This is a genomic window from Levilactobacillus sp., assembly GCF_022646225.1.
GTDB lineage: Bacteria > Bacillota > Bacilli > Lactobacillales > Lactobacillaceae > Levilactobacillus > Levilactobacillus suantsaiihabitans.
Genome location: NZ_JALCJA010000001.1, coordinates 509,299 through 531,985, shown reverse-complemented (window position 1 = coordinate 531,985; position 22,687 = coordinate 509,299). Strand labels below are relative to the sequence as shown.

Here is a 22,687-nt window from a genome sequence, read left to right as displayed (position 1 = left end):
TAAAACGAAAAACTAGAAAAAACGCGGTTAAAATTCTTGCGTTTTAGGTAAAAAAATGGCCAAGTGTGTGACTCACGGAAGTTCCGATGTGGACAACTTTTCTAATCGAAAATTAATTTTATCGACTAACCCAGGAAATTGTGAAACGCAGCTATCGTTAATGGTATTGCCCCAACAATAATCGCGTGATAATTAATTAAAATCCAGTGCATTGCTCAAAAATGCTGATTTTACAGTATTTCTATACTGATGTAGTCAGTTAATATACTTCCGTTAACGCTCACAAGTGACTAATCAGTAGGCTAAAGGTGAGATGAAAATGAAATGTGATTTCCTTAACATTAGAATGCGGTAATTAAGATTTTTGTATATACCACCGATAAATTTATCTTTAAAACAGTACGCAGCGTAAATTTGTGTTAAAATAACGATTGTTAAGATATTGGTTTATAGGGGATACTCTTTATTGGGGTAATGTGTATAGACCAAATCCAAGACATTTAGCAATTTTTTTAATAGCCAATTAATGGGAGTAGTGATTGTCACTCAACTATCACATGTTTAACTTAAGGAGGACGTTTAAAGTGAAATTCATGCGGAATAAAGCTTTTAACGGCGACCCTAAATTACGGTACAAGATGTACAAGGTAGGGAAGACCTGGGTTTTCGCTGCGTTGGCGTCATTCTCTCTGCTGGGGGCAGGGACGTTGTCTGCCAGTGCAGATACCACCAGTCAAGCAGATAGTACCAGTAGTACCAAGGTCGCTTCATCGGCCGCTAGCACCTCGAGTGCCAGTGCGGATCAACCAGAATCAAGTCAATCAACGGCTTCGAGCGCTAGTAGCTCAGCCACCAGTGCAGCCAGCACCAGTACCACCAGCACGGCGAGCTCAGCAGTTGTAGAAAGTCAAACAGTTTCTACTACTAGCAGTTCAGCAAACTCATCTTCAAGTACTTCAAATAATACGCAAACCAGCGCCACTTCAACCAGCGCCGTAGCGACTAGTGCGGCCACGGCCACCAGTAGCGCAACGAGTTCAGCCACCAAGGCGAGCGCTGACAGTATCGCGGCTAGTACCGCTGCCAGCGTTTCCACCGATGTGACGTTGAACACCAATGTGACTAAGACAGTCGCCAAGGTTGCCACGACCAAGAAGAGCGTGGTGACGCCGGTTGCGGAGAGCGTGACGACGGTCACTGCGGCTGCCAGTTCCAGTGCCACCAGTGGGGCGGATAGTGCGGCTGCTAGCAGTGCCAGTAGTGCGGCCGCTGCGGCTCAAGCCAACGCCGAAGCTGCCAGCAGCTACGCGGCATTAGTGCCAACCACGGACACCAAGAACGCCTACAACGCGACTAGTAGCTATGCGGCCAAGACGGCCACCGCTGCCGATATCACACAGTATTACAACAGTCTGGCTTCGGCTTATAAGCAGGCAGTTGCGGACGACATGGGCGATTCCGACACCATGATCGACCGCTACACGACCGCATTATCTTCCGCTAGTTCTGCGGCTAATGAAGCCGTTTCTTATGCTGATTTGGCCTCTAGTACTGCGGCAATGGCGAAATCAGCCGCTGCGGCTGGTCTCAAGGATTTGGTCAGCAGCGCCAATACGCCGACGTTCTCGGCTGCCGCTGCCGCTAGTTCCGCCGCTGTCGCCGCCGCTGCGGCTGCCAGCAGTGCCTATAACGCGACGCAATACGATACCAGTAATGCCGCCGCGGTTGAAGCCTACGCTACGGCTAACAGTGCTGCTTCGGCCGCGGCCGCGGCTTCATCATTGGCGACGTCCTTAGCCAGTGACGCCCAAGCGCAATATATTCTGGCCTCTAGCGCCGCAATCAGCGGTGACTACGAAGCTGGCAGTGAAGCACTGGTGGCCGCCAACAGTTTGGCCGAACAAGGATTAGCGGCCTTCAATACGGCTAGTGAAGCCAATGACACGGCGCAATCGGCCGCCAATACCGCAACGTCCTTAGCCGTTGGGGATTCGGCAACCAAAGCGTCTTCCAGTGCCGTTTTAGCGGCTGGCTATGCGAGTTCCGCGAATTCTCTGGCCGAAGAAGCTGGAAAATACGCCGGGAACCAATCCGATGACTACGCTAGCAGCGCGGCCTCTTACGCCACGTTGGCAACCTCTTCGGCAAGCTTAGCTAGCTCGGCCGCTTCACAGGCAGCTGCCGCAACGAGTGCAGCCGACGCGGCTTCCTTAGCGCGGGTCGCTAGTTCAGCAGCCTCCGAAGCCGCCATTTCATTGGCTGGGGCCTCCAGCGCCGCTTCCTTAGCCGCCGCGTATGACACGGATACCAGCAACACGCAGACCACGACGGACAGTGACGAAGAGGCTGCGGGAGCAACGACCAACACCATCACGTCGACTAGTACGGCCGTGACGGTGGGCGAAAGCGTTTCCCTCAGCAATACGATGGAACTGGGCAGCTACTACAACGGGCTGCTTGGTGGCGGGAGCCGAGACTACAATCTCAAGGGGTCGGCTACCTTCACTTGGTACGTGTCCACGGACGGCACAAACTGGGAAGTGGCCTCGACCAGCACCGAAAAAGGGACGACGGGGACCTATACGCCGACCTACACGGCAGCCGGAACTTACTACTACCAGTTAGTGGTTAGTGGAACCAAGACGGCCACGTATCTGTTAGGAACGGTTTCGACCGCGACTTTCTCGGCCGCGTCTAATGTCTTGACCATCGTGGTCTCGGATGTCAACGGCAATTACACGGATCAGGCGTCCAGTGCGGCAACCGCGGCTGAAACCGCTGCCTCACTGGCCAATGCCATGGCTTCGGCGGCTAGCTCGTCTTACCAACAATTGACGACGACCACGGAAATTGGGGCCAGCGTGACGATTCAATCCTACGCCTCGAGTGCCGCGGCCCACACGGCTAACACGGCTTCCTACGCAGCCTTGGCTTCTAGTGCTGCGACAGCTGCCAGTCAGGCTAGCAGTTTAGCTGCAAGTTACGAAACGGGCCGGGATTACTCCAGCGCTTCTAGTGCGGCTCAGGCGGCCATCGCCGCGCAAAGCGAAGCCGCCGAATACGGTGAGAAGACCTCTTCCGCCGCTAGCATGGCCGCTTCCTACGTGGCCTTGACTTACAACGCCGCGCAAACGCAATCTTCAGCTGCCGCCTACTTGGCCTCAAGTTACGCGGCCGCTGCGTCAACGGCTGCGAGTCAAGCCATGGATCAGGCACAAATCGCCAACTCCAACGCTGCCGATGCCGCCAACGCTTTTGCCTCGGCGCCACTGTATCAATCGGCGGCCAACGCGGCCAATAACGCGGCCATCACGGCCAATTCCAATGCCTCTTCCAACGCCAGTCAGGCCGCGGTCAGTTCACAACTTGCCGCTTCCTACGCGGCTGCAGGGGACTTGAATTCGGCCTCCAACGCCGCGGCGGATGCCGGTACGTATTTACAATGGGCCAAAGAAGCCGCTAGTTCGGCTGCCAGCTCTGCTAGTCAAGCGACGAAGATCATCATTGATGGGCAATCATCAGCCGCCAGTGAAGCCGCTGCCGCCACAGCGGCCATTGACTCCGCTGCTAATTTAGTGGCGCAAAGTGCCGGTTCGACGGCCGCTTCCTTAGCCGCCGCTATGACACAAAATACCAGCATGGGGGCCTCCTACACGGCCGCTGCTGCGCAATACGCGCAAGACGCCCAATACGCGGCTGCCACGGCGGATGCCGCTACCAGTGACGCTAACAGCTACATGGCGCTGGCTTCCTCGGCCGTTGCTGCCGGGAGCTTCGCCATGGCCAGTGAATACTCGACAGCTGCGGATGCAGAGCTGTCGACCGCCGCAGAGTTAGCCTCCACAGCCACGGTTACGGCCGCCGCTGCCAGTGAGGCTGCGAGCTACGCGGTCATGTATTCCAATAACTTGGGTAAGCCTAACGGTAAGCCAACCGGTGACGCCCTGATTGTTTTAGGGATGGTCATCTCAGGTGGGTTCACACAACAACCAACCGCTTTGACCTCGACCACTTCTGGACAAACGTTCACGTTGACCTCGACTGCTAAGACGGGGCTGGGAGCACTTAACATTTCTCACTCGACGACCTGGTACGTTCAGATCAATGGCAATTGGTCCAAACTGAAGGATGGTGTCATTACGGATGCCAACGGTGCTTCGATTGGGACGTATACCACGGAAGACATCACGCCATGGTACTCCACGTTGTCCACGGCTTCGAATAGGTTGACCGTAACGTTAGATGAAGATTATACCGGAACACTTCTATTCCAAGCAGATGCCAGCTTCCTGGGAACCAATTCCATTACGGGGAACTTCCACAGTAACGTCGCGCAGGTCGATGTTTATGACAGTGAAATTCCGGCCACGGCAATCACGATTGATGGGGATGATTACATCCTCAACGGGTCGACTCAAACTGAAGGGGTCTTCACGGCAACCACGAACCCTGGAAACGCGACTGGCACGATTGTGTGGACCAGTAGTGATGAATCGATTGCGACTGTCAGTTCAGACGGAACCGTGACGCCAGCCACGAAGACGTCCGCTGGGAAGGTCACGATTACCGCCACAATTACCAATACGGACGGGACCAGCTATTCAGCTAGCAAAGAAGTCACGGTCGGTAATGGTTTATCGGATCAAACGGCCAACACTGGTGACACACTGACTTGGACGCCAGAAATGGACACGTCAGATTCTGATAGTAGCGTCACTTATCAATGGTATTACTCAGCAACGGCCGGCAGTACCGGGCAGGCGATTGCGGGGCAAACCGGCGAGACATTGAATATTGATGGCATTACGACTAGCAACCAAGGATACTACACGTTGGTTGTGACAAGTGGGAAGACCACCATGTCCTTGGGTCAAGCCTACTTGACGGTCAATGCGACCTCCACTGAAGGGGCATCATCGTCAGCTAGCATGGCTGCCGACGCTGCCAATGAAGCGGCAAACTACGCTAGCGTTGCCAATTCCTATGGGGATGTTGCTTCACAATATGCCGTTAAGGGATCGACCGCAAGTTCACACGCGGCCAATGCCGCAACTGCTGCATCGACAGCAACTTCAGCAGCTTCGGCCGCACAATCAGCCGCTGCTGCCGCGTCCTCTGCTTACTCGGCCGCATCTTCTGCGGAAGCCGCCGCTGATAATTCAGCCGCCCAATCCTACGCGAAGGAAGCTGAGTCAGCAGCCTCCGCGGCCAAGGAATCGAAAGATCACGCTTCCAGCGCCGCAGCTGATGCGCAATCATATGCTAACTTAGCAATTGCAGCTGGTGTAGACGATTCCGATAGCGATTCCGATTCAGAAAGTGATTCTGACGCGGATAGTGATTCAGATTCAGACAGTGATTCAGATACAGATAGCGATTCTGATAGTGATACTGATTCCGATAGTGACTCTGACAGTGATTCCGACAGCGACTCCGATACTGATTCCGATTCAGATGCGGATAGTGACTCAGACACGGATTCAGATAGTGATTCTGACACTGACAGTGACTCCGATTCTGATTCGGACAGTGATGCCGATTCTGATACGGATAGCGACAGTGATTCCGACACCGATTCAGATACAGATAGTGATACGGATTCTGATTCTGACTCTGACGCCGATTCCGACAGTGATACGGATTCAGATTCAGACAGTGACACCGATTCTGACAGCGATGCCGATAGCGACACGGATTCTGATTCCGACACCGATTCAGATACAGATAGTGATACGGATTCTGATTCGGACTCTGATGCCGATTCCGACTCAGACAGTGACTCGGACAGCGACTCCGATTCCGATAGTGATACGGATTCAGATACCGATTCTGACTCAGATACCGATTCTGACTCAGATAGTGATTCCGATTCTGACGCTGACGCCGACTCAGACAGTGACGCCGACTCAGACAGTGATTCAGATTCTGATACAGATAGCGACTCCGACTCCGACAGCGACACGGATTCAGATTCAGATAGCGATAGCGACTCTGACACAGATTCCGACGCAGACAGTGACTCAGACAGCGATACCGATTCGGATTCCGATACTGACAGTGATACGGACTCCGACACAGACACCGACAGTGATTCCGATTCGGATAGTGACTCAGACGCTGACAGTGATTCCGATTCTGATTCGGACACGGACTCCGATGCCGACAGTGATTCAGACAGTGACTCGGATTCCGATTCCGATAGTGATTCGGATACAGACTCTGATGCGGATAGCGATACAGACAGTGATTCAGATTCAGATGCGGATAGCGACGCCGACTCAGACACTGATAGCGATTCAGATTCGGACACGGACTCCGACTCCGACAGTGACTCTGACACGGACTCTGATTCTGACACTGACTCGGACAGTGACTCTGATACCGACAGTGATTCGGATACAGATAGTGATTCAGACTCGGATAGCGACTCCGATTCTGACGCTGACTCCGACACAGATAGTGACACGGACTCCGACAGTGATACAGATGCCGATTCTGATTCGGACAGTGACACGGACTCTGACTCAGACGGTGATTCCGACAGCGATACTGATTCGGATAGCGACAGTGATTCTGATTCCGACACGGACTCCGACAGCGACACGGATACTGACTCCGATTCCGACAGTGATTCTGATACCGATTCGGACTCAGACGCCGATTCTGATAGCGACACAGATTCAGATTCGGATGCCGACACAGATTCCGATACGGATAGTGACTCAGACACTGATACTGATTCTGACAGTGACTCCGACAGTGACTCCGATTCAGACAGCGATACGGACTCAGACGCTGACAGTGATTCAGATAGCGATAGCGACTCTGACACAGATTCCGACTCAGACAGTGACTCCGACGCAGATAGCGATACTGACTCAGACAGTGATTCAGATGCTGATACGGATAGCGACTCAGACTCCGACACAGACTCTGACAGCGACTCCGACACAGATAGTGACTCTGATTCGGACTCGGATTCAGATAGCGACTCTGATTCTGACACGGACTCCGACTCTGACTCCGACTCCGATAGTGATTCAGATACCGATTCGGACTCTGACGCGGATTCCGATAGTGATGCGGATTCAGATTCAGACAGTGACACCGATTCTGACAGCGATGCCGATAGCGACACGGATTCTGATTCTGACAGCGATTCTGATACGGACAGTGATTCAGATTCAGATGCGGATAGCGACGCCGACTCAGACACTGATAGCGATTCCGACACGGACTCAGACTCCGACAGCGACACTGATAGTGATACAGACTCGGATAGTGACTCAGACAGCGATTCGGACACAGACAGTGATACGGATTCCGATAGTGATTCTGATTCCGACACTGACTCAGATGCAGACGCCGATTCTGATACAGATTCGGACTCCGACAGTGATTCTGATACCGATTCGGACAGTGATTCTGATACCGATTCGGACAGCGATGCCGATTCAGATACTGACGGTGACTCCGATTCAGATGCGGATAGTGACTCCGATTCTGATACGGATAGTGATTCTGATTCAGATGCGGATAGCGATTCAGATTCCGACACGGACTCAGACTCCGACAGTGATACCGATTCGGATAGTGACGCAGACACTGACAGTGACTCCGACACAGATAGTGATACAGACTCGGATAGCGACTCAGACTCAGACAGTGACTCTGACACAGACTCCGATTCCGACAGCGACACAGATTCAGATAGTGATTCTGACGCTGACAGTGATACGGATTCAGATACTGACAGTGACTCCGACACAGATAGTGATACTGACTCAGACTCCGATTCAGACTCAGACTCAGACAGTGACTCTGATGCCGACAGTGATTCTGACGCTGACAGTGATGCGGATGCCGATTCTGATACGGACGGTGACTCAGACTCCGACAGCGACACGGACTCCGACAGTGATACAGATGCCGATTCTGATTCTGACAGTGACACGGATTCAGATAGCGACTCTGATTCTGACAGTGACTCCGATTCGGACTCAGACGCCGATTCTGATAGCGACACGGACTCAGACGCGGATTCCGACACAGATTCCGATACGGATAGTGACTCAGACACTGACAGTGACACTGATTCTGACAGTGACTCTGACAGCGATGCCGATTCTGACACGGATTCTGATTCCGACACTGACTCAGATGCAGACTCCGATTCTGATACAGATTCGGACTCCGACAGTGATACTGATTCAGACACAGACAGCGACTCCGATTCCGATACTGACAGTGACTCTGATGCCGACTCAGATAGTGATTCAGATGCTGATACGGATAGCGATTCAGACTCCGACAGTGACACGGATTCAGATAGCGATAGCGACTCTGACACAGATTCCGACGCAGACAGTGACTCAGACACTGACAGTGATTCAGACAGTGACTCTGATAGCGATTCTGATTCAGATGCAGACTCCGATTCAGATTCCGATTCAGATTCCGATTCAGATTCCGATTCAGATTCCGATACTGACTCAGATGCGGATAGCGACTCAGACAGCGATACGGACTCAGACACTGACAGTGATTCCGACACAGATAGTGACTCTGATGCCGATTCCGATAGTGATACAGACTCGGATAGTGACTCCGATTCCGACAGTGACACGGACTCCGACTCAGATTCGGACTCCGACGCTGACTCTGATACCGATTCGGATAGTGACTCTGACACTGACAGCGATTCCGACACGGACAGCGACTCGGATTCGGACTCAGATTCAGACTCCGATACGGATGGCGATTCCGACAGTGACTCTGATACTGATTCGGATAGTGATACCGATTCTGACGCTGATTCCGACAGCGATTCTGATTCGGACTCTGACGGTGATGCGGATTCTGATAGCGATTCCGACACAGATACTGATTCCGATTCGGATAGCGACTCAGACTCCGACACGGACTCTGACAGCGACTCGGATTCCGACAGCGACACAGATTCAGATAGTGATTCTGACGCGGACAGTGATACGGATTCCGATACTGACAGTGACTCCGACACAGATAGTGATACTGACTCAGACTCCGATTCAGACTCTGACAGCGACACGGACTCCGACAGTGATACAGATGCCGATTCTGATTCGGACAGTGACACGGACTCAGACGCGGATTCCGATACGGATAGTGACTCAGACACTGATACGGATTCTGACAGCGACGCTGACTCTGATACCGACAGTGATTCGGACTCAGACAGCGACACAGATTCCGATTCCGATACAGACAGTGACTCCGATTCGGATAGCGACACGGATACCGACTCAGATTCAGACAGTGACACCGATTCTGACAGCGATAGTGATTCCGACACGGATTCTGATTCTGACAGCGATTCCGATAGTGATACGGACTCAGACTCCGACAGTGACACCGATTCCGACAGCGATTCGGACACAGACAGTGATACGGATTCAGACAGTGATTCTGATTCCGACACTGACTCAGATGCAGACTCCGATTCTGATACAGATTCGGACTCCGACAGTGATACCGATTCAGACACAGACAGCGACTCCGATTCCGATACTGACTCAGATGCGGATAGCGACTCAGACAGCGATACGGACTCAGACGCTGACAGTGATTCCGATTCCGACGCTGACTCTGATACCGACAGTGATTCTGATTCAGATAGCGATTCAGACAGTGATTCGGATTCAGACACAGACTCTGATGCCGACTCTGATACTGATTCGGATAGTGATACCGATTCTGACGCTGATTCCGACAGCGATTCTGATTCGGACTCTGACGGTGATGCGGATTCTGATTCAGATGGTGACACAGACTCCGACACAGACAGTGACTCGGACTCAGACAGTGATTCAGATTCCGACACAGACAGTGACACCGATTCTGATAGCGATAGCGATTCCGACACAGATAGTGATACTGACTCAGACTCCGATTCAGACTCTGACAGCGACACGGACTCCGACAGTGATACAGATGCCGATTCTGATTCGGACAGTGACACGGACTCAGACGCGGATTCCGACGCAGATTCCGATACGGATAGTGACTCAGACACTGATACGGATTCTGACAGTGACTCAGATACCGACTCAGATACCGACTCCGATTCCGACAGTGATTCTGACAGCGATGCTGACTCTGATACCGACAGTGATTCGGACTCAGACAGCGACACAGATTCAGATTCCGATACCGACAGTGACTCCGATTCGGATAGCGACACGGATAGCGACTCAGATTCAGACAGTGACACCGATTCTGACAGCGATAGCGATTCCGACACTGACAGTGATTCTGATACGGACTCGGATTCGGACTCTGATACTGATTCTGACAGCGATAGTGATTCCGACACGGATTCTGATTCTGACAGCGATTCCGATAGTGATACGGACTCAGATTCCGACAGCGATACGGATTCAGACAGTGATTCTGATTCCGACACTGACTCAGATGCAGACTCCGATTCTGATACCGATTCGGACAGCGATGCCGATTCGGACAGCGATGCCGATTCAGATACTGACAGTGACTCCGATTCAGATGCGGATAGTGACTCGGATTCGGATTCAGATACCGACAGTGATACGGACTCCGACACTGACAGCGACTCAGACACCGACAGTGATTCCGATTCAGATACTGACAGTGATACAGATAGTGACTCCGATACTGACTCTGATTCTGACTCTGATTCTGATTCGGACTCTGACGGTGATGCGGATTCCGATAGCGACTCTGACACAGATTCCGACGCAGATACTGACTCAGACAGTGATTCAGATGCTGATACGGATAGCGACTCAGACTCCGACACGGACTCAGACAGCGACACAGATTCCGATTCCGATACGGACAGTGACTCTGATACCGACAGTGATTCTGATTCAGATGCGGATAGCGACGCCGACTCAGACAGTGATGCCGATTCCGATAGTGATACGGATTCAGATGCCGATTCCGACACCGACAGTGATAGTGATACCGATTCAGATAGCGACAGCGATTCTGATTCAGACACAGATTCTGACGCTGATTCGGATAGTGATTCTGATTCGGATTCTGACAGTGATGCTGATTCGGACGGTGACTCCGACTCTGATACTGACAGTGACACCGATTCAGATAGCGATTCAGATTCCGACACCGACAGCGACACGGACTCTGACAGCGACTCCGATAGTGATTCGGATACAGATAGTGACTCGGACTCTGATGCGGACAGCGATACAGATTCTGATACTGACAGTGACTCTGATACCGATTCTGGTTCAGAAGGTGATGGTAACTCGGATGGCGACAGTGACACTAACGCAGGCGGCGGCTCCGGTTCTGGTTCCGGATCAGGCAATGGCAGCGGAAATGGTTCAGGGAGTGGCTCGGCTGGTTCTGGAACAGGAACGACCGGCGATTCCGGATCCAATGCTGGCACGACGACTGGAAATGGCGCATCAGCCGCGGGTACAAATGTGGCGACTGGGTCTGCGGCAGCAACCGCAACACCATTGACCAACACCACGCGGTCAGCGGCAACGACGCCAGTAGTTGATTTGACTGCGAGTGCACCGGCGACGATTAGCGATGCGGCAGACACTGCGGCAACTGATCAGCCGGCTGATGACAAGTCAGCTAATGATCACGCAACTAAGGACAAGGCGAAGGCCGATACAACGACGAGCGGCGCTGCGGATACCGCCAGTGATGGTGATTCAGCAACGGCGACGGATAAGGCACAAGCTGATAATCACGCAACACTTTGGGGAACGATCCTGGCAGCCCTGGCGGCTGTAGGTGGCGGCTCCTGGTGGTTCTTCGATAGTAAACGGCGGAAGAACGACGGTGATTAATACCTGGCAGTAACCAGTAAGTGAAAAAGCACGTTGGCAGAAATGTTGACGTGCTTTTTTACTGCCAAAAATAAACCACACATATTCGCAAAAATGGATAGTTAAGGCTAGTTTAAGCTTCAATTAAGCCAATGTGGTATGATGAAACGGTTAACCCGGTTTGTTTGTAAATCAAGCATTCAAATCGCTAAAAATCACTTAGTAGTTTCACTAAACAAACCCTATGATGACGGGACATCATGGCTGAGGTGGTCGCCTAATTATGTTATGGGAATATCGTTATCAAATTATTATCAAAATCAAATGAAAAAATTAGTACGTATGGTAAAATTGTGTTAACATAAACTTATGTAAAGAATAAACCAATTGAGACGATGATAACGTGATTATCACGAAAATAGACTAACTTTGGAGGTTCCTGCCGATGAAAAGAACGATCATTAAAAAATTCAAGGAAGCGGTCATTGACTTGGGGGATCTTACCGATCGATCAACAGGGGAGAGCACGCTGGCCGTTTCCGTGTCGAATCGTAAGAAACGCGCAGCCGTTCATTTCTATCGCGGCGACAGTTTCAATCAGGCTTGGCAACAGGTTAGTGAGACATTGGCCACAGCACCCCAAGATGCTTGGGTTCGCATTGAGATTGTCCAAGCCATCCAGCGGCGATCGGCAGCTGCGGTCAAGAAATCCTTGGCAGCGATGACGCGAATGAACTACTGGCGCGATGGGGTGAGCTTTGATCAAGACTTTAAGACGGCGCTATTGGAAATGGAAATTAATGGTCACGCTTTCTTCAAGCCAGGCAAGGATCACCGGATTGGAAAAAATCCGTCAGCCTCGTGGATTGACTACTCACAGATTACCAAGTACTTGACGCGACGCAACGGCGAACAACCGGATGATTTGACAGCTGCCCAGAATATTTGGACATTTACGACTGCTGGTATTTTCTCCAATGGGACCCAAATCTGGCCGCTGGATGAATCAGCCGCTGGTGAGCGTGGTACACGGCGATTAGTTGCGCCTCGACAAGAGTTACGGGACTATTTGTCGCTGGGTGAAGCCTTTTTAGCCCGGCAAATTAAGGAGACGGGACAGTTCGTCTATGGTTATTATCCGGCGGAACAGCGGGTGTTGAGTAGTTACAACAGTGTGCGGCATTTCTCGTCGATTTACGCCTTGTTGGAAGCGATTGCGTATACGGACAATTGGGATGATCTGCCACGTGCCAAGCAGGCGTTGACCTGGGGGCTGGAACACCTGACGATTCACGTCAATGACGCCTTGTTTGTGATTGAGCGGCCAAAGAATAAGGATCCAGAAGTCAAATTGGGGGCCCAGGCCATGCTGATCTTAGCGTTGTGCAAGTACCAAGAAGTCAGCAAGGATGAGGCCTTCATGGACCAGGCGCAGCAGGCGTTCAACGGCATCATTGCCTTTCGTCAACCTTCTGGGCGTTTCAACCACGTCTTGAATCCCGATTTGACGGTCAAGGATGCTTTCCGGATCATTTATTACGAAGGGGAAATCACCTTTGCGATGGCGCGGCTGTACGAGTTGATCCACGACGACCGCGTCTTGGACATGATGCAACAGTCGCTAGACTTCATGGTGGCGCACGATTATGGCCGCTACCACGACCACTGGATCGCCTATGCAGTCAATGAGGCCATGTTGATTTTCACCGACAATCGCGACTACATGCGTCTGGGGTTAAAGAACGTGTTCAACCATCTGGACTTCATTGAAAAGCGTGACACGGCGTACCCGACACTACTGGAATTGCTCGATGCGGCGGTCAAGATGACGGATATGATCAAACGCACCGGTAACGACGACCTGCTTGAGCAATATGACGTGCAGCGGTTACGCCGTGCCTGGCATTATCGTGCCTTACACGAGTTGGCAACGGGGGCGTTTCAACCGGAACTGGCGATGTACTTCTATGCCCCCAGCAAGTTTGTCGGTGGTTTCTTCGCCCGGCACGACCACTTCCGGACCCGGATCGATGACTGTGAACACTTCTTATCCGGGCTCATCAACTATTACAACTACGTCTACTGAGAGGAGGCCGCCATGGCAGTTTTAACAACCGTACTGGCATACAAGAAGATTCAATTTGCCATTCGCATGCTGATCTATGTGGTGGTCGGCGTGCTGGTCTTGGTCGTGCGGTGGCGTAATAAGGAAAAGACCCGCAAGCGCATGGACGAACGGACCAAGAAAATGATGCGCGAGACCAAGAAGGACAAGAATGGCAAATACCCGTGGGAACAGTAATCACGAAGAGATTGGAGTGTCACGATGTTCTATTTTATTAATGAATATATCCTACAAAAAAATTCGAGCGTGGAGCACACCGCAATGAACCGCGTGAAGTTGTTCAATCACTACAAGCAACCGGCCAAGATTGTGACCAAGACCTATGACCGTTTGCTCCACCAAACAATTGGTACCTTTGGACTGACCGACAATGAAATCGTTAACATGTTTGATTTCTTCCAGGAGGCCACGGCACCCATGCCAATCAAAGTCATGCATACCGACGACCTCAAGTTGCCACTAGCTTCGGAAGTCACCGTTGGCGCGAACTTCAGTCAAGTCGCCGAGGGGGACCGGTCGACCAGCAATGTCGGTTTTATTCCCGGCACCGTGGGGCGCGTCTTCTACCAGGAATTTTTCGACGGCTTGGGCAACGTGATTGAGACCAATCTGTGGGACTGGCGGGGCTTCAAGTCCGCCACCCAGTATTTCGGTCAAAATGGTAAATTGATTCTCGAACGCTACTACACGCCAAGCGGGAAGATTGCCATGGAACAGTATTTTGTCCCGGACACCAATGGGCAGCCGCTCGCCTCCCGGATTATTGTGAAAGATTATCACGGCCGCGGCGATCTATTCTTCCAAAATACCGACGACCTCTTCACCTTCTTCTTAGGCGAACTCAGCAATCAAGACGATACGACCACGACCTTTATCAGCGACCGACCGGGGACTGGCGTCAAGCCACTGTTGGCCTTGAATGATCATTCTCGGAAATACGTCTACCTGCCGATCAACCACGCCGTTGACCCCAACGACCCGGTCCACGGCACGCTGGATGGCTTCTTGGCGCCGGCCTTTGAACATTTCAACCATTTCGATGGCTTCATCACGGCCACCGAACAACAAGCGGACCACTTGCGGCAACGGTACCCGCAAGCCAAGATCGCGGCGATTCCAGCCGTGACGCTGTTGCCAGCCACTAAGACGACGCTGGTGACGCCCGAGCAACGCCGGGCTCACAGTCTCTTGTACGTGGGCCGAATCGCGGCCGACAAGCAGATCGAGCAGCTCTTGCGGATGTTTGCACTGGTCAAGTACCAAGTCCCCGACGCGACGTTTGACCTGTTTGGTTACGGTAGTGCGGACTACCTGACGCAGATGACGGACCTGGTCAAGGAACTCCGATTGACGACCAGCGTGACCTTTAAAGACTACGACGCCCAGCTAGCCGACCGGTATGATCACTACCAGGTGCTGGTCAATATGGCCACAGCCGACGGGGCGCCACTGGCCATGCCAGAAGCCATGGGTCACGGCATTCCAGTGGTCAGCTACCCGTTCAACTACGGGCCGCAAGCCTTCATCAAGGACGGTCAGACTGGTTACGTGATCGACCGCGGCAACGCCTTGGCCATGGCCGACAAGGTCCGAACGCTCTTTACGGATGATGCCCAGTTGACCGAGATGAGTCAGGCCGCCTACGATGTCGCTCACCAGAACTGGACGCGACGCAAAGTTTGGAACCGCTGGCAACGGTTCGTACAGGCCTAGGAGGGAGCAGTGCTATGTATTACTTTTTAAATGACAATTTACAATATTCCAAGTCCGGCATCGAGCATGCGGAAATCAACCGGCTGCACCTCTTCAATCAAAACGGTGTGCCGGCTAAAATCGTGACGCGCATCTTTTCCATGGAGTTGTCTGCGATTGTGCAACAGGCGGGCATCCCGACCACGGGGTTCGTGAATCTCTTTCAATTCTTCTGTGGCAGTGGGGACGTGCCTACGCGCCGGTTTGCGTTAAATGACCTGTCCTTGCCCAGTGACACCACGCAATCGCGCAAGGATGATCAGGTTCAGGTCTTTGCCCAGGGGAAAATGCAGCTGATCATTTACCTGCGGCCCGGGACCGATGAGATCAGCAATATCCAGTACTTTGACGTGACCGGACGGACGCTCAAGATGGCCTGGTGGGATGTGCGTGGGTTTAAATGCCTCGAGCAGCTCTTTGACTGGGACGGCAAAATCGTTCAAGAACAATATTTTGGCCCCGACGGCCTGGTCCATTTGGAAAAATGTCACTTGCTGGACCGTGCGGGTAAGGAGCACGTCAGCTGGCGGGTCCTGAACTATCGTGGCCGGGATTGGGTCTTTACCGGGATGAACGCCTTGACGCGGTTCTTCTATGATGAGCTCAACGATAACGGCGAGCACAACGTCTTCATTTGTGACCGGACGGTGGAATGTGATTGGGCGCTCTTTCACATGCACACACCGGCCTTCAAGGTCTTACACCTGCACAACGACCACGTGGCCGATCCCAGCGATATGATTCATTCACCGCTCAACAACAATTATCAAAATGCCTTGACCAACTGGCATGAGTGGGATGCCGTGATTTCGTCCACACCAGAGCAGTCCCAAGACATTGAGGATCGCTTCGGTAAGGACATCCCGGCCTTCACGATTCCGGTGGGCTACGTCACGGACGCGCAGATTGCGGCCCCACATCAAGCCTTCAGCCACCGGCAAAAGGACCTGATCGTCCACGTGGCACGGCTGGCACCAGAAAAGCAGCAGAACCATTCCATCGAAGCCTTCGCGCAGGTGCACCAACAGTTTCCGGATGCGCGGCTGGAATTCTGGGGGTATGCCAACGGAGATATCGGAAAGAAGTTTAAGCAAGAGGCCGCAGACCTGGGTCTAAGCGACGTGATCAGCTTCAAGGGCTACACCCACGACATCGGCGCCGTGTATGATCGGGCGCAACTGGGCCTGTTGCCGAGTCGTGCGGAAGGCTTCTCCTTAATGCTGCTAGAGGCGCAGTCGCACGGGTTGCCAATGGTGGCCAATGACGTGAAATATGGGCCGAGCGACATCATTGACGACGGCGTGAGTGGCCGGCTGACCATGGACGGGGATGTCCAGGGCTTGGCCGACACGATGATTCAGATGCTGCAGGATCAAAAGCGATTGGCTGCATATAGCGACGCCGCCTATGAGAATGCCAAGCGTTATTCTGAACAGGCAGTCTTTGAACAGTGGCGGGTGCTCCTGGACTATTTCCAAAACCTCAGCCAGCCTCAGGTTGAAGTGTGATTCGGTAAATTGGCGGTGGCTAGCCGCTTTACCGTTCGCTAGAGATGAGTGGGAACGCTGAGGGCTACGTTAGGCAAACCAGTTGCCTGCGGCTGCCAGGGGTTCCGCCTGCTATGGGGGACATCTCCAGCCTGAGAAGCGGGCTTCCGATTCGCTTTGAAGCCTGGTAAATCCCACCAGTCTCCAAAGTCGCCCCACGCTGTAGGCCGAGACAAAACCTCGGCCAACACCGTCGACACAGCTGGCTACACCCCTGGCCTCCTCCGGCATAGACGGCGAGGTCAGGATACCTTAGCGTTAAACCGTGATCGGTAACGTTGGTGGCTGTCGCGAACAACTGGCATGCCAACAGTTCTTGGCGACCGCTATGGTAGCTGAGGGTCTGCTAGAGATGAGTTCAACTGTTAGCGGCACGGGTAGGGTCACAGCACTCAGGAAACTGACGTCTTTGAGACAGGGTTCTCGGCTCAAAACGGGTGTTGAGATTGCAACATGGCTTGGCCCGTCCGCCCGCAGCATTTCAACGCATCTCTAGTGACCCGTGGGCGGTCAAGGTAGGTTGTTCAGATCAGCCAATTGGAAGGTTTAGACAGGTTTCGACAAAGTGAATTGGGGGGGATGACCATGGACCAGACGACGAGTCTTGTGGTGGATATTGATGGCACGCTGTGTGACTTGAAGACGGCGGAGCAGACCTACTTGGACGTGGCGCCCAAGGCTAGTGTGATTGCCCGATTGCGGGAGTATCAGGCGGCAGGCTACCACATTATCTTGTTTACCTCGCGGCAGATGCGGACGTACACGGGGAATTTGGGCAAGATCAACAAGTTTACGGCACCCATCACGGCTGAGTGGTTGGCCAAGTATCAGGTGCCCTACGATGAAATTATTTTTGGCAAGCCGTGGGCCGGTCGGGGTGGGTATTACGTCGATGACCGCGCGATTCGGCCGAGTGAGTTCTTGGCTCACAGCGAAGCGGAAATCGCCGAACTGGTCGCAAAGGAGCGTGACGTGCATTGACGAAGACTGTGTTATTACTGTCTGCCGCGGAAATTGCGGACGACATGCAAACGACCTTTGGGACGATTTATCCGGCGATGATCCCGGTCCAAGACGGCCAGCGGATTATTGATCGGGTGGTCCAGCAGTACCAACCGTTAGACTATCAATTGTTCGTGGCGGTCAGCGCCGGCGACGATTCGGTCGTCAGCTATGTGACCCAAAAGCACTTGCCGGTGACACCACTCAAGGTTGCTAGCGGATTAACGCTCAGCGAGGCGGTCGCCCAGTCCTTGGCCCAACTCCAAGAACAAACGGCGGTGGCCGAGCTGACCATCGTCTTTGGCGACACCCTGATTGAAGCGGAAAATCTCACGCAAGGCGACACCATTTTTACGCATCAGGTTACGGATGCCGGGCGGTGGACCACCGTGACGGTTGATGCGACACACCGGGTGACCTTCACGGATAAGGTGGCGACGGCCGACCAAGCGGCCTTTACCGCGGCCGTGGGGGTGTTTAACTTCAGTGCTGGCGCAGACCTAGCGCGCTTGTGGCAGGGAGCTAAGTCATTTTACGAGAATTTGAAAGTCTACGATGCCCACCATCCGCTGAAACTGGCGGACACGACGCAGTGGCTGGACTTTGGCCACAGTGACAAGTACGTGGAGGCCAAGCAGGTGGAGGCGCGCTTCTTTAACCAGACGAAGATCGATTTCAAGCGGGGCATCATTCGCAAGGAAAGCACGGACGTGGACAAATTTTTGGGTGAGGTCCAGTGGTATTTGAAGCTGCCCAAGCGACTGGCCTACATTGCACCGCGCATCTTTGATTACTCACTCAACTACAACGCACCGTTTGTGGAAATGGAATATTTCTCCTATGAAAGCCTGCACAACCTATTTTTATACGGTAACTTCGAGTTGGGCTTCTGGCGAGAAATCATTGACGAACTGGTCTTCTTACGCAGTGAAATGGCTCAGTACCAGGTCCGCGTCACGCCGGAAACGTATCGGCAGACCGTGCGCGCCATGTACCTGGATAAGACCGTCGACCGGCTGCATCGGCTGATCGATGAGGACGACTTTTACGCGGCCATTGCGGATCAGCCACTGGTGATCAACGGTACCACGTATCCCAGCATCAACGCCATTATCGCTGCCTTGCCAACGGTGTTGGACCGCAGCGGCGTGTTAGTAGGGGAGACGTTGACCGTGATCCACGGGGACTTTTGCATGACCAACATTTTGTACGACCATACCAAGCACGTCATGCGGCTGATCGATCCGCGCGGTAAATTTGGTAAATTCGACATCTACGGCGATGCCAAGTACGACTATGCCAAGCTGATGCACAGCTTTGTCGGCAAATACGACTGTATCATCGCCGACATGTTTACCGTCGATGCGGACACCACGGGGCGGTTGGACTACGCCTTGACGGTGACCGGTAACGAGGCTGCCATTGGTGACCTGTTTGCCCAACAACTGCAAATGCAACTGGGGCCGACCGTTTATCGGCAGATTCAATTGATCGAATCATTGTTGTTCCTCAGCATGATTCCGCTACACAAAGATAAACCAGAACGACAAAAAGCCATGTTGGCGGTGGGGGTCACCACCTTTGCCCCGTTCATGGCCAGCGTTACGGAGGGATGAGCGTGCAAATTGTGATTACGATGGCTGGCCAGGGGTCGCGCTTCAAGCAAGTCGGGGTCACGGTCCCCAAACACGAGATCGTCGTGCGGGGCAAGACCCTCTTTGAGTGGGCGATGCGCTCCTTGACGGCATTTACGACTGAAAAATTCATCTTTGTGGTGCGCCAAGGTCAGTATCAACGCGCCAATTTAAACCGGTTGATTGCGCAGACCGGCATTCGTGATTACCAGCTGGTAGAAGTCGATCAGCTCACGGCCGGCCAGGGCTCCACGGTAATGGCGGCGCAAGCGGTCTTGGACCCGACGGATAGCCTGGCGATTTATAACATTGACACCTACGTGGAACCGGGGCAGATCTTGCCGAGTGACTTTGCACAGGCCGACGGACACCTGACGACCTTTACGGCACCGGGAGATCATTGGTCCTTCGCGCAGGTCGATGATCAGGGACGCGTCGTGGATGTCGTGGAAAAGCGGCGGGTCTCCGACCATGCGTCCGTGGGCTTCTATTACTTCAAGCGGGCCCAAGACTTCCTGCAGTTGTACCACGACTTCGCGCCGGCGGTGATTGCCGAGTACGGCGAGACTTACGTGGCCCCGTTTTATCACTACTTTTTACAAAATCACGCGCACGTGACCATCAAGGATATTCCGGTGGCGACGGTCCACGTGTTGGGGACACCGGCGGAATTGCAGGTGTTCAAGGAGGCTGAGCCATCATGAAGACACCGGTATGGGCGGCCGTTTGTGGCGCGATTCGCGACGAGTTGGACGTGCGACTGATCGTGGATTTGCTGCTCCAGGCGCGAGCGGCGGGTCAGTTGCAGGGCGTCGTCTTGTCGACTTGGCAGGGCGAATTTGCGTCGGATTCGCCGTTGAAAGCCCAGCTGCAGGCCAACGGGGTGGTCATCATTGAGACGCCGCCCATCGACGAGATGGTGGGCAACATCCAGACCAACGCCGTCAATTACTGGCGGCAGGCCACCCAATTGCAACGGGCACTGGCCGTGATTCCGGCCGACGCTATCGTGCTCAAGACGCGCACGGACCGGGCCTTGCCGGCAACCCGTCGATTGCTGGCCTTGTTGGCTACGCCCACCCCGTTACCGACCGTGGCCCAGGCCAAACGCCAGCACCGCCTCGCACATTTCCCGGCCGTTTTGGGTCATCAAATTGCGGCGTTTCACCCCCGCACCAACCGGGTCTTTCAGTTTGCGGACTTTGCGTTCATGGGCTACAGCGCGGATCTGCGGAAATTGCTGAGCTTTGCGGTACCGGAAATGACCTTCAACCGGTATCTCAACGCCAACATGCTCTTCTTTATCAACGCCTTTGTCCGGGACTATCCCATCGTGACGGACTACGAGCGGCGCATCCGGTTTGAAAAATTGATTCCCGAGTTGGACCGGTACACGCGCGGCGGGGGAACGGCCTTTCCGGAATTTCTGCAGCGCTTCTACGCGGTTTACCTGGGGATCTTGGCGACACATTTTCGGATTGTGCCGGGCCAGCCGGAACGTTTGGGTGCCGTGATGACGCCCATTAACTTAGCGGATTTCTTTCACGAAAGTCACCAGCACCACCTGGCCGGCCATCGTTTGGGCACGATGATCAACAGCAGTGAGGTGGTCGCGGCCTTCGTGGATCAGCCAACTTGGCAGGTCGACGAGTCGACGCGGCGGGTCTTACGGTTGCTACGGTCAGTGGATCCGCAGCTATTTGAGCGGGCCACGCCCAGTGAAGTAGCGGACCTGCAACAATTTGCCCAGCGGCAGGATTTTTCAACCGTTCCTTGGGTGCAAGCGCAGCCAGCCGTGCTCACGACGCAACCGCCGACTTACGACCAGTCATTGGCCTACCCGTTTCCCGGCTTAATGGCTGCGGAACAGGCCGAGTTGTGGCAAACGTGTACGACGACGGCCAATCTTGACCAGGCACTGTTACGATTTGTCGTGACGCACGCGGTGGCGCCGAGCCATGCGGCCGCCTTTTTAGCCAGCGGTGCCAAGAACGGCCAGGCCCGCAGCATCCTGATGATGTCGCGACTCCTGCGGCGGGGGTATTTAAATGCACACGAGACTGCCGAGTTATTACGCGTCGCCAACACCCAGGCCAAATTGGTCCGGCAACACGGTGGCGGCAACGTGCACGTCGCGGGTTACGTCTTGAATCGGGTGATGTACCTCCACCAGCAGGGTCTGGCGCTGCCAGCAGAATTAATGCAACAGGTCGACTATTGCCTGCGGCGGTACCTCACGCCGACCAAAAGTGAGGCACTCAAACGGGCGTTGACCCAGCCAATCGACCAGTTGACAACGGTTCTGGACCAGGATATCCAGCAGGCTACGGCCGACCACCAATCAGTCGTACGCCGCCGGTTGATCGAGCTAGCCCTAGAACTCACGGGCCAACGCCGCTATTGGCAACAGCTCCAACCCTTGTTCACCGCCGACGAACCACTGAATCGGCAGGCTTACGATTACGCCGTTGAACAGGGGCTGCTGGTTCAAGATTGATAAGGAAGACCATTGCCTGCGATGGTAGCAGGCTACCTGATGCGTTGACTGGCTATAGGCGCTAGTTTGTCAATCCCGCGGTAGGCGGGCAGTAACAAGTTATCTGAAGGTTGAAAGTGAAATTAACACGCTGATTGCCGTAACAGCGGTGTTTTGACACCTACAATTGGTGAGACCGGGCGCCTGCGTCAGCCAGGGTTCCGCCTGCTCTGGGGAACGGCTCCAGCCTGAGGGGCGGTCTTCCGCCTCGCTTGAAAGCCTGGCAAAGACCACCAGTCTCTCAAGTCGTCCCGCGCTGTAGGCTG

9 protein-coding genes are annotated in these 22,687 nt (G+C 53.6%); all 9 read left to right on the top strand.

Annotated elements, in window-relative coordinates; translation table 11 throughout:
- Positions 1–593: 593 nt before the first annotated feature.
- The 9 genes from LKH74_RS02435 to LKH74_RS02395 all read left to right on the top strand — a co-directional run bounded on the left by LKH74_RS02435 (position 594) and on the right by LKH74_RS02395 (position 22,382).
- Entirely contained in the window at positions 594–11,846 is an 11,253-nt protein-coding gene (locus tag LKH74_RS02435) for a KxYKxGKxW signal peptide domain-containing protein (protein ID WP_287708052.1), read from the top strand.
- Positions 11,847–12,270: 424 nt separating this feature from the next.
- Complete coding sequence (locus tag LKH74_RS02430; protein WP_287707755.1) at positions 12,271–13,911, top strand: glycosyl transferase family 1; 1,641 nt, start codon at positions 12,271–12,273, stop codon at positions 13,909–13,911.
- Between the two features lie 12 nt (positions 13,912–13,923).
- Positions 13,924–14,127, top strand: a complete 204-nt coding sequence (locus LKH74_RS02425; protein ID WP_135368489.1) for a hypothetical protein — start codon at positions 13,924–13,926, stop codon at positions 14,125–14,127.
- A 24-nt stretch (positions 14,128–14,151) separates the two neighbouring features.
- A complete protein-coding gene (locus LKH74_RS02420; RefSeq protein ID WP_287707756.1) occupies positions 14,152–15,663 on the top strand; it encodes a glycosyltransferase in 1,512 nt (503 codons plus the stop codon).
- 14 nt (positions 15,664–15,677) lie between these two features.
- Entirely contained in the window at positions 15,678–17,210 is a 1,533-nt protein-coding gene (locus LKH74_RS02415) for a glycosyltransferase family 4 protein (protein ID WP_287707757.1), read from the top strand.
- Between the two features lie 624 nt (positions 17,211–17,834).
- On the top strand, positions 17,835–18,230 hold the full coding sequence (locus LKH74_RS02410) for a capsular biosynthesis protein (protein WP_287707758.1): 396 nt from the start codon (positions 17,835–17,837) through the stop codon (positions 18,228–18,230).
- Positions 18,227–19,867, top strand: a complete 1,641-nt coding sequence (locus tag LKH74_RS02405) for a phosphotransferase (protein WP_287707760.1) — start codon at positions 18,227–18,229, stop codon at positions 19,865–19,867. Before LKH74_RS02410 ends, LKH74_RS02405 begins: the two co-directional genes overlap by 4 nt.
- Before the next feature lie 2 nt (positions 19,868–19,869).
- The gene (locus LKH74_RS02400) at positions 19,870–20,589 is read left to right on the top strand and encodes a glycosyltransferase family 2 protein (protein WP_287707761.1); all 720 of its coding nucleotides are present in this window, start codon (positions 19,870–19,872) and stop codon (positions 20,587–20,589) included.
- On the top strand, positions 20,586–22,382 hold the full coding sequence (locus LKH74_RS02395; protein ID WP_287707762.1) for a hypothetical protein: 1,797 nt from the start codon (positions 20,586–20,588) through the stop codon (positions 22,380–22,382). The genes LKH74_RS02400 and LKH74_RS02395 overlap by 4 nt, the downstream gene beginning before the upstream one ends.
- Positions 22,383–22,687: the final 305 nt, after the last annotated feature.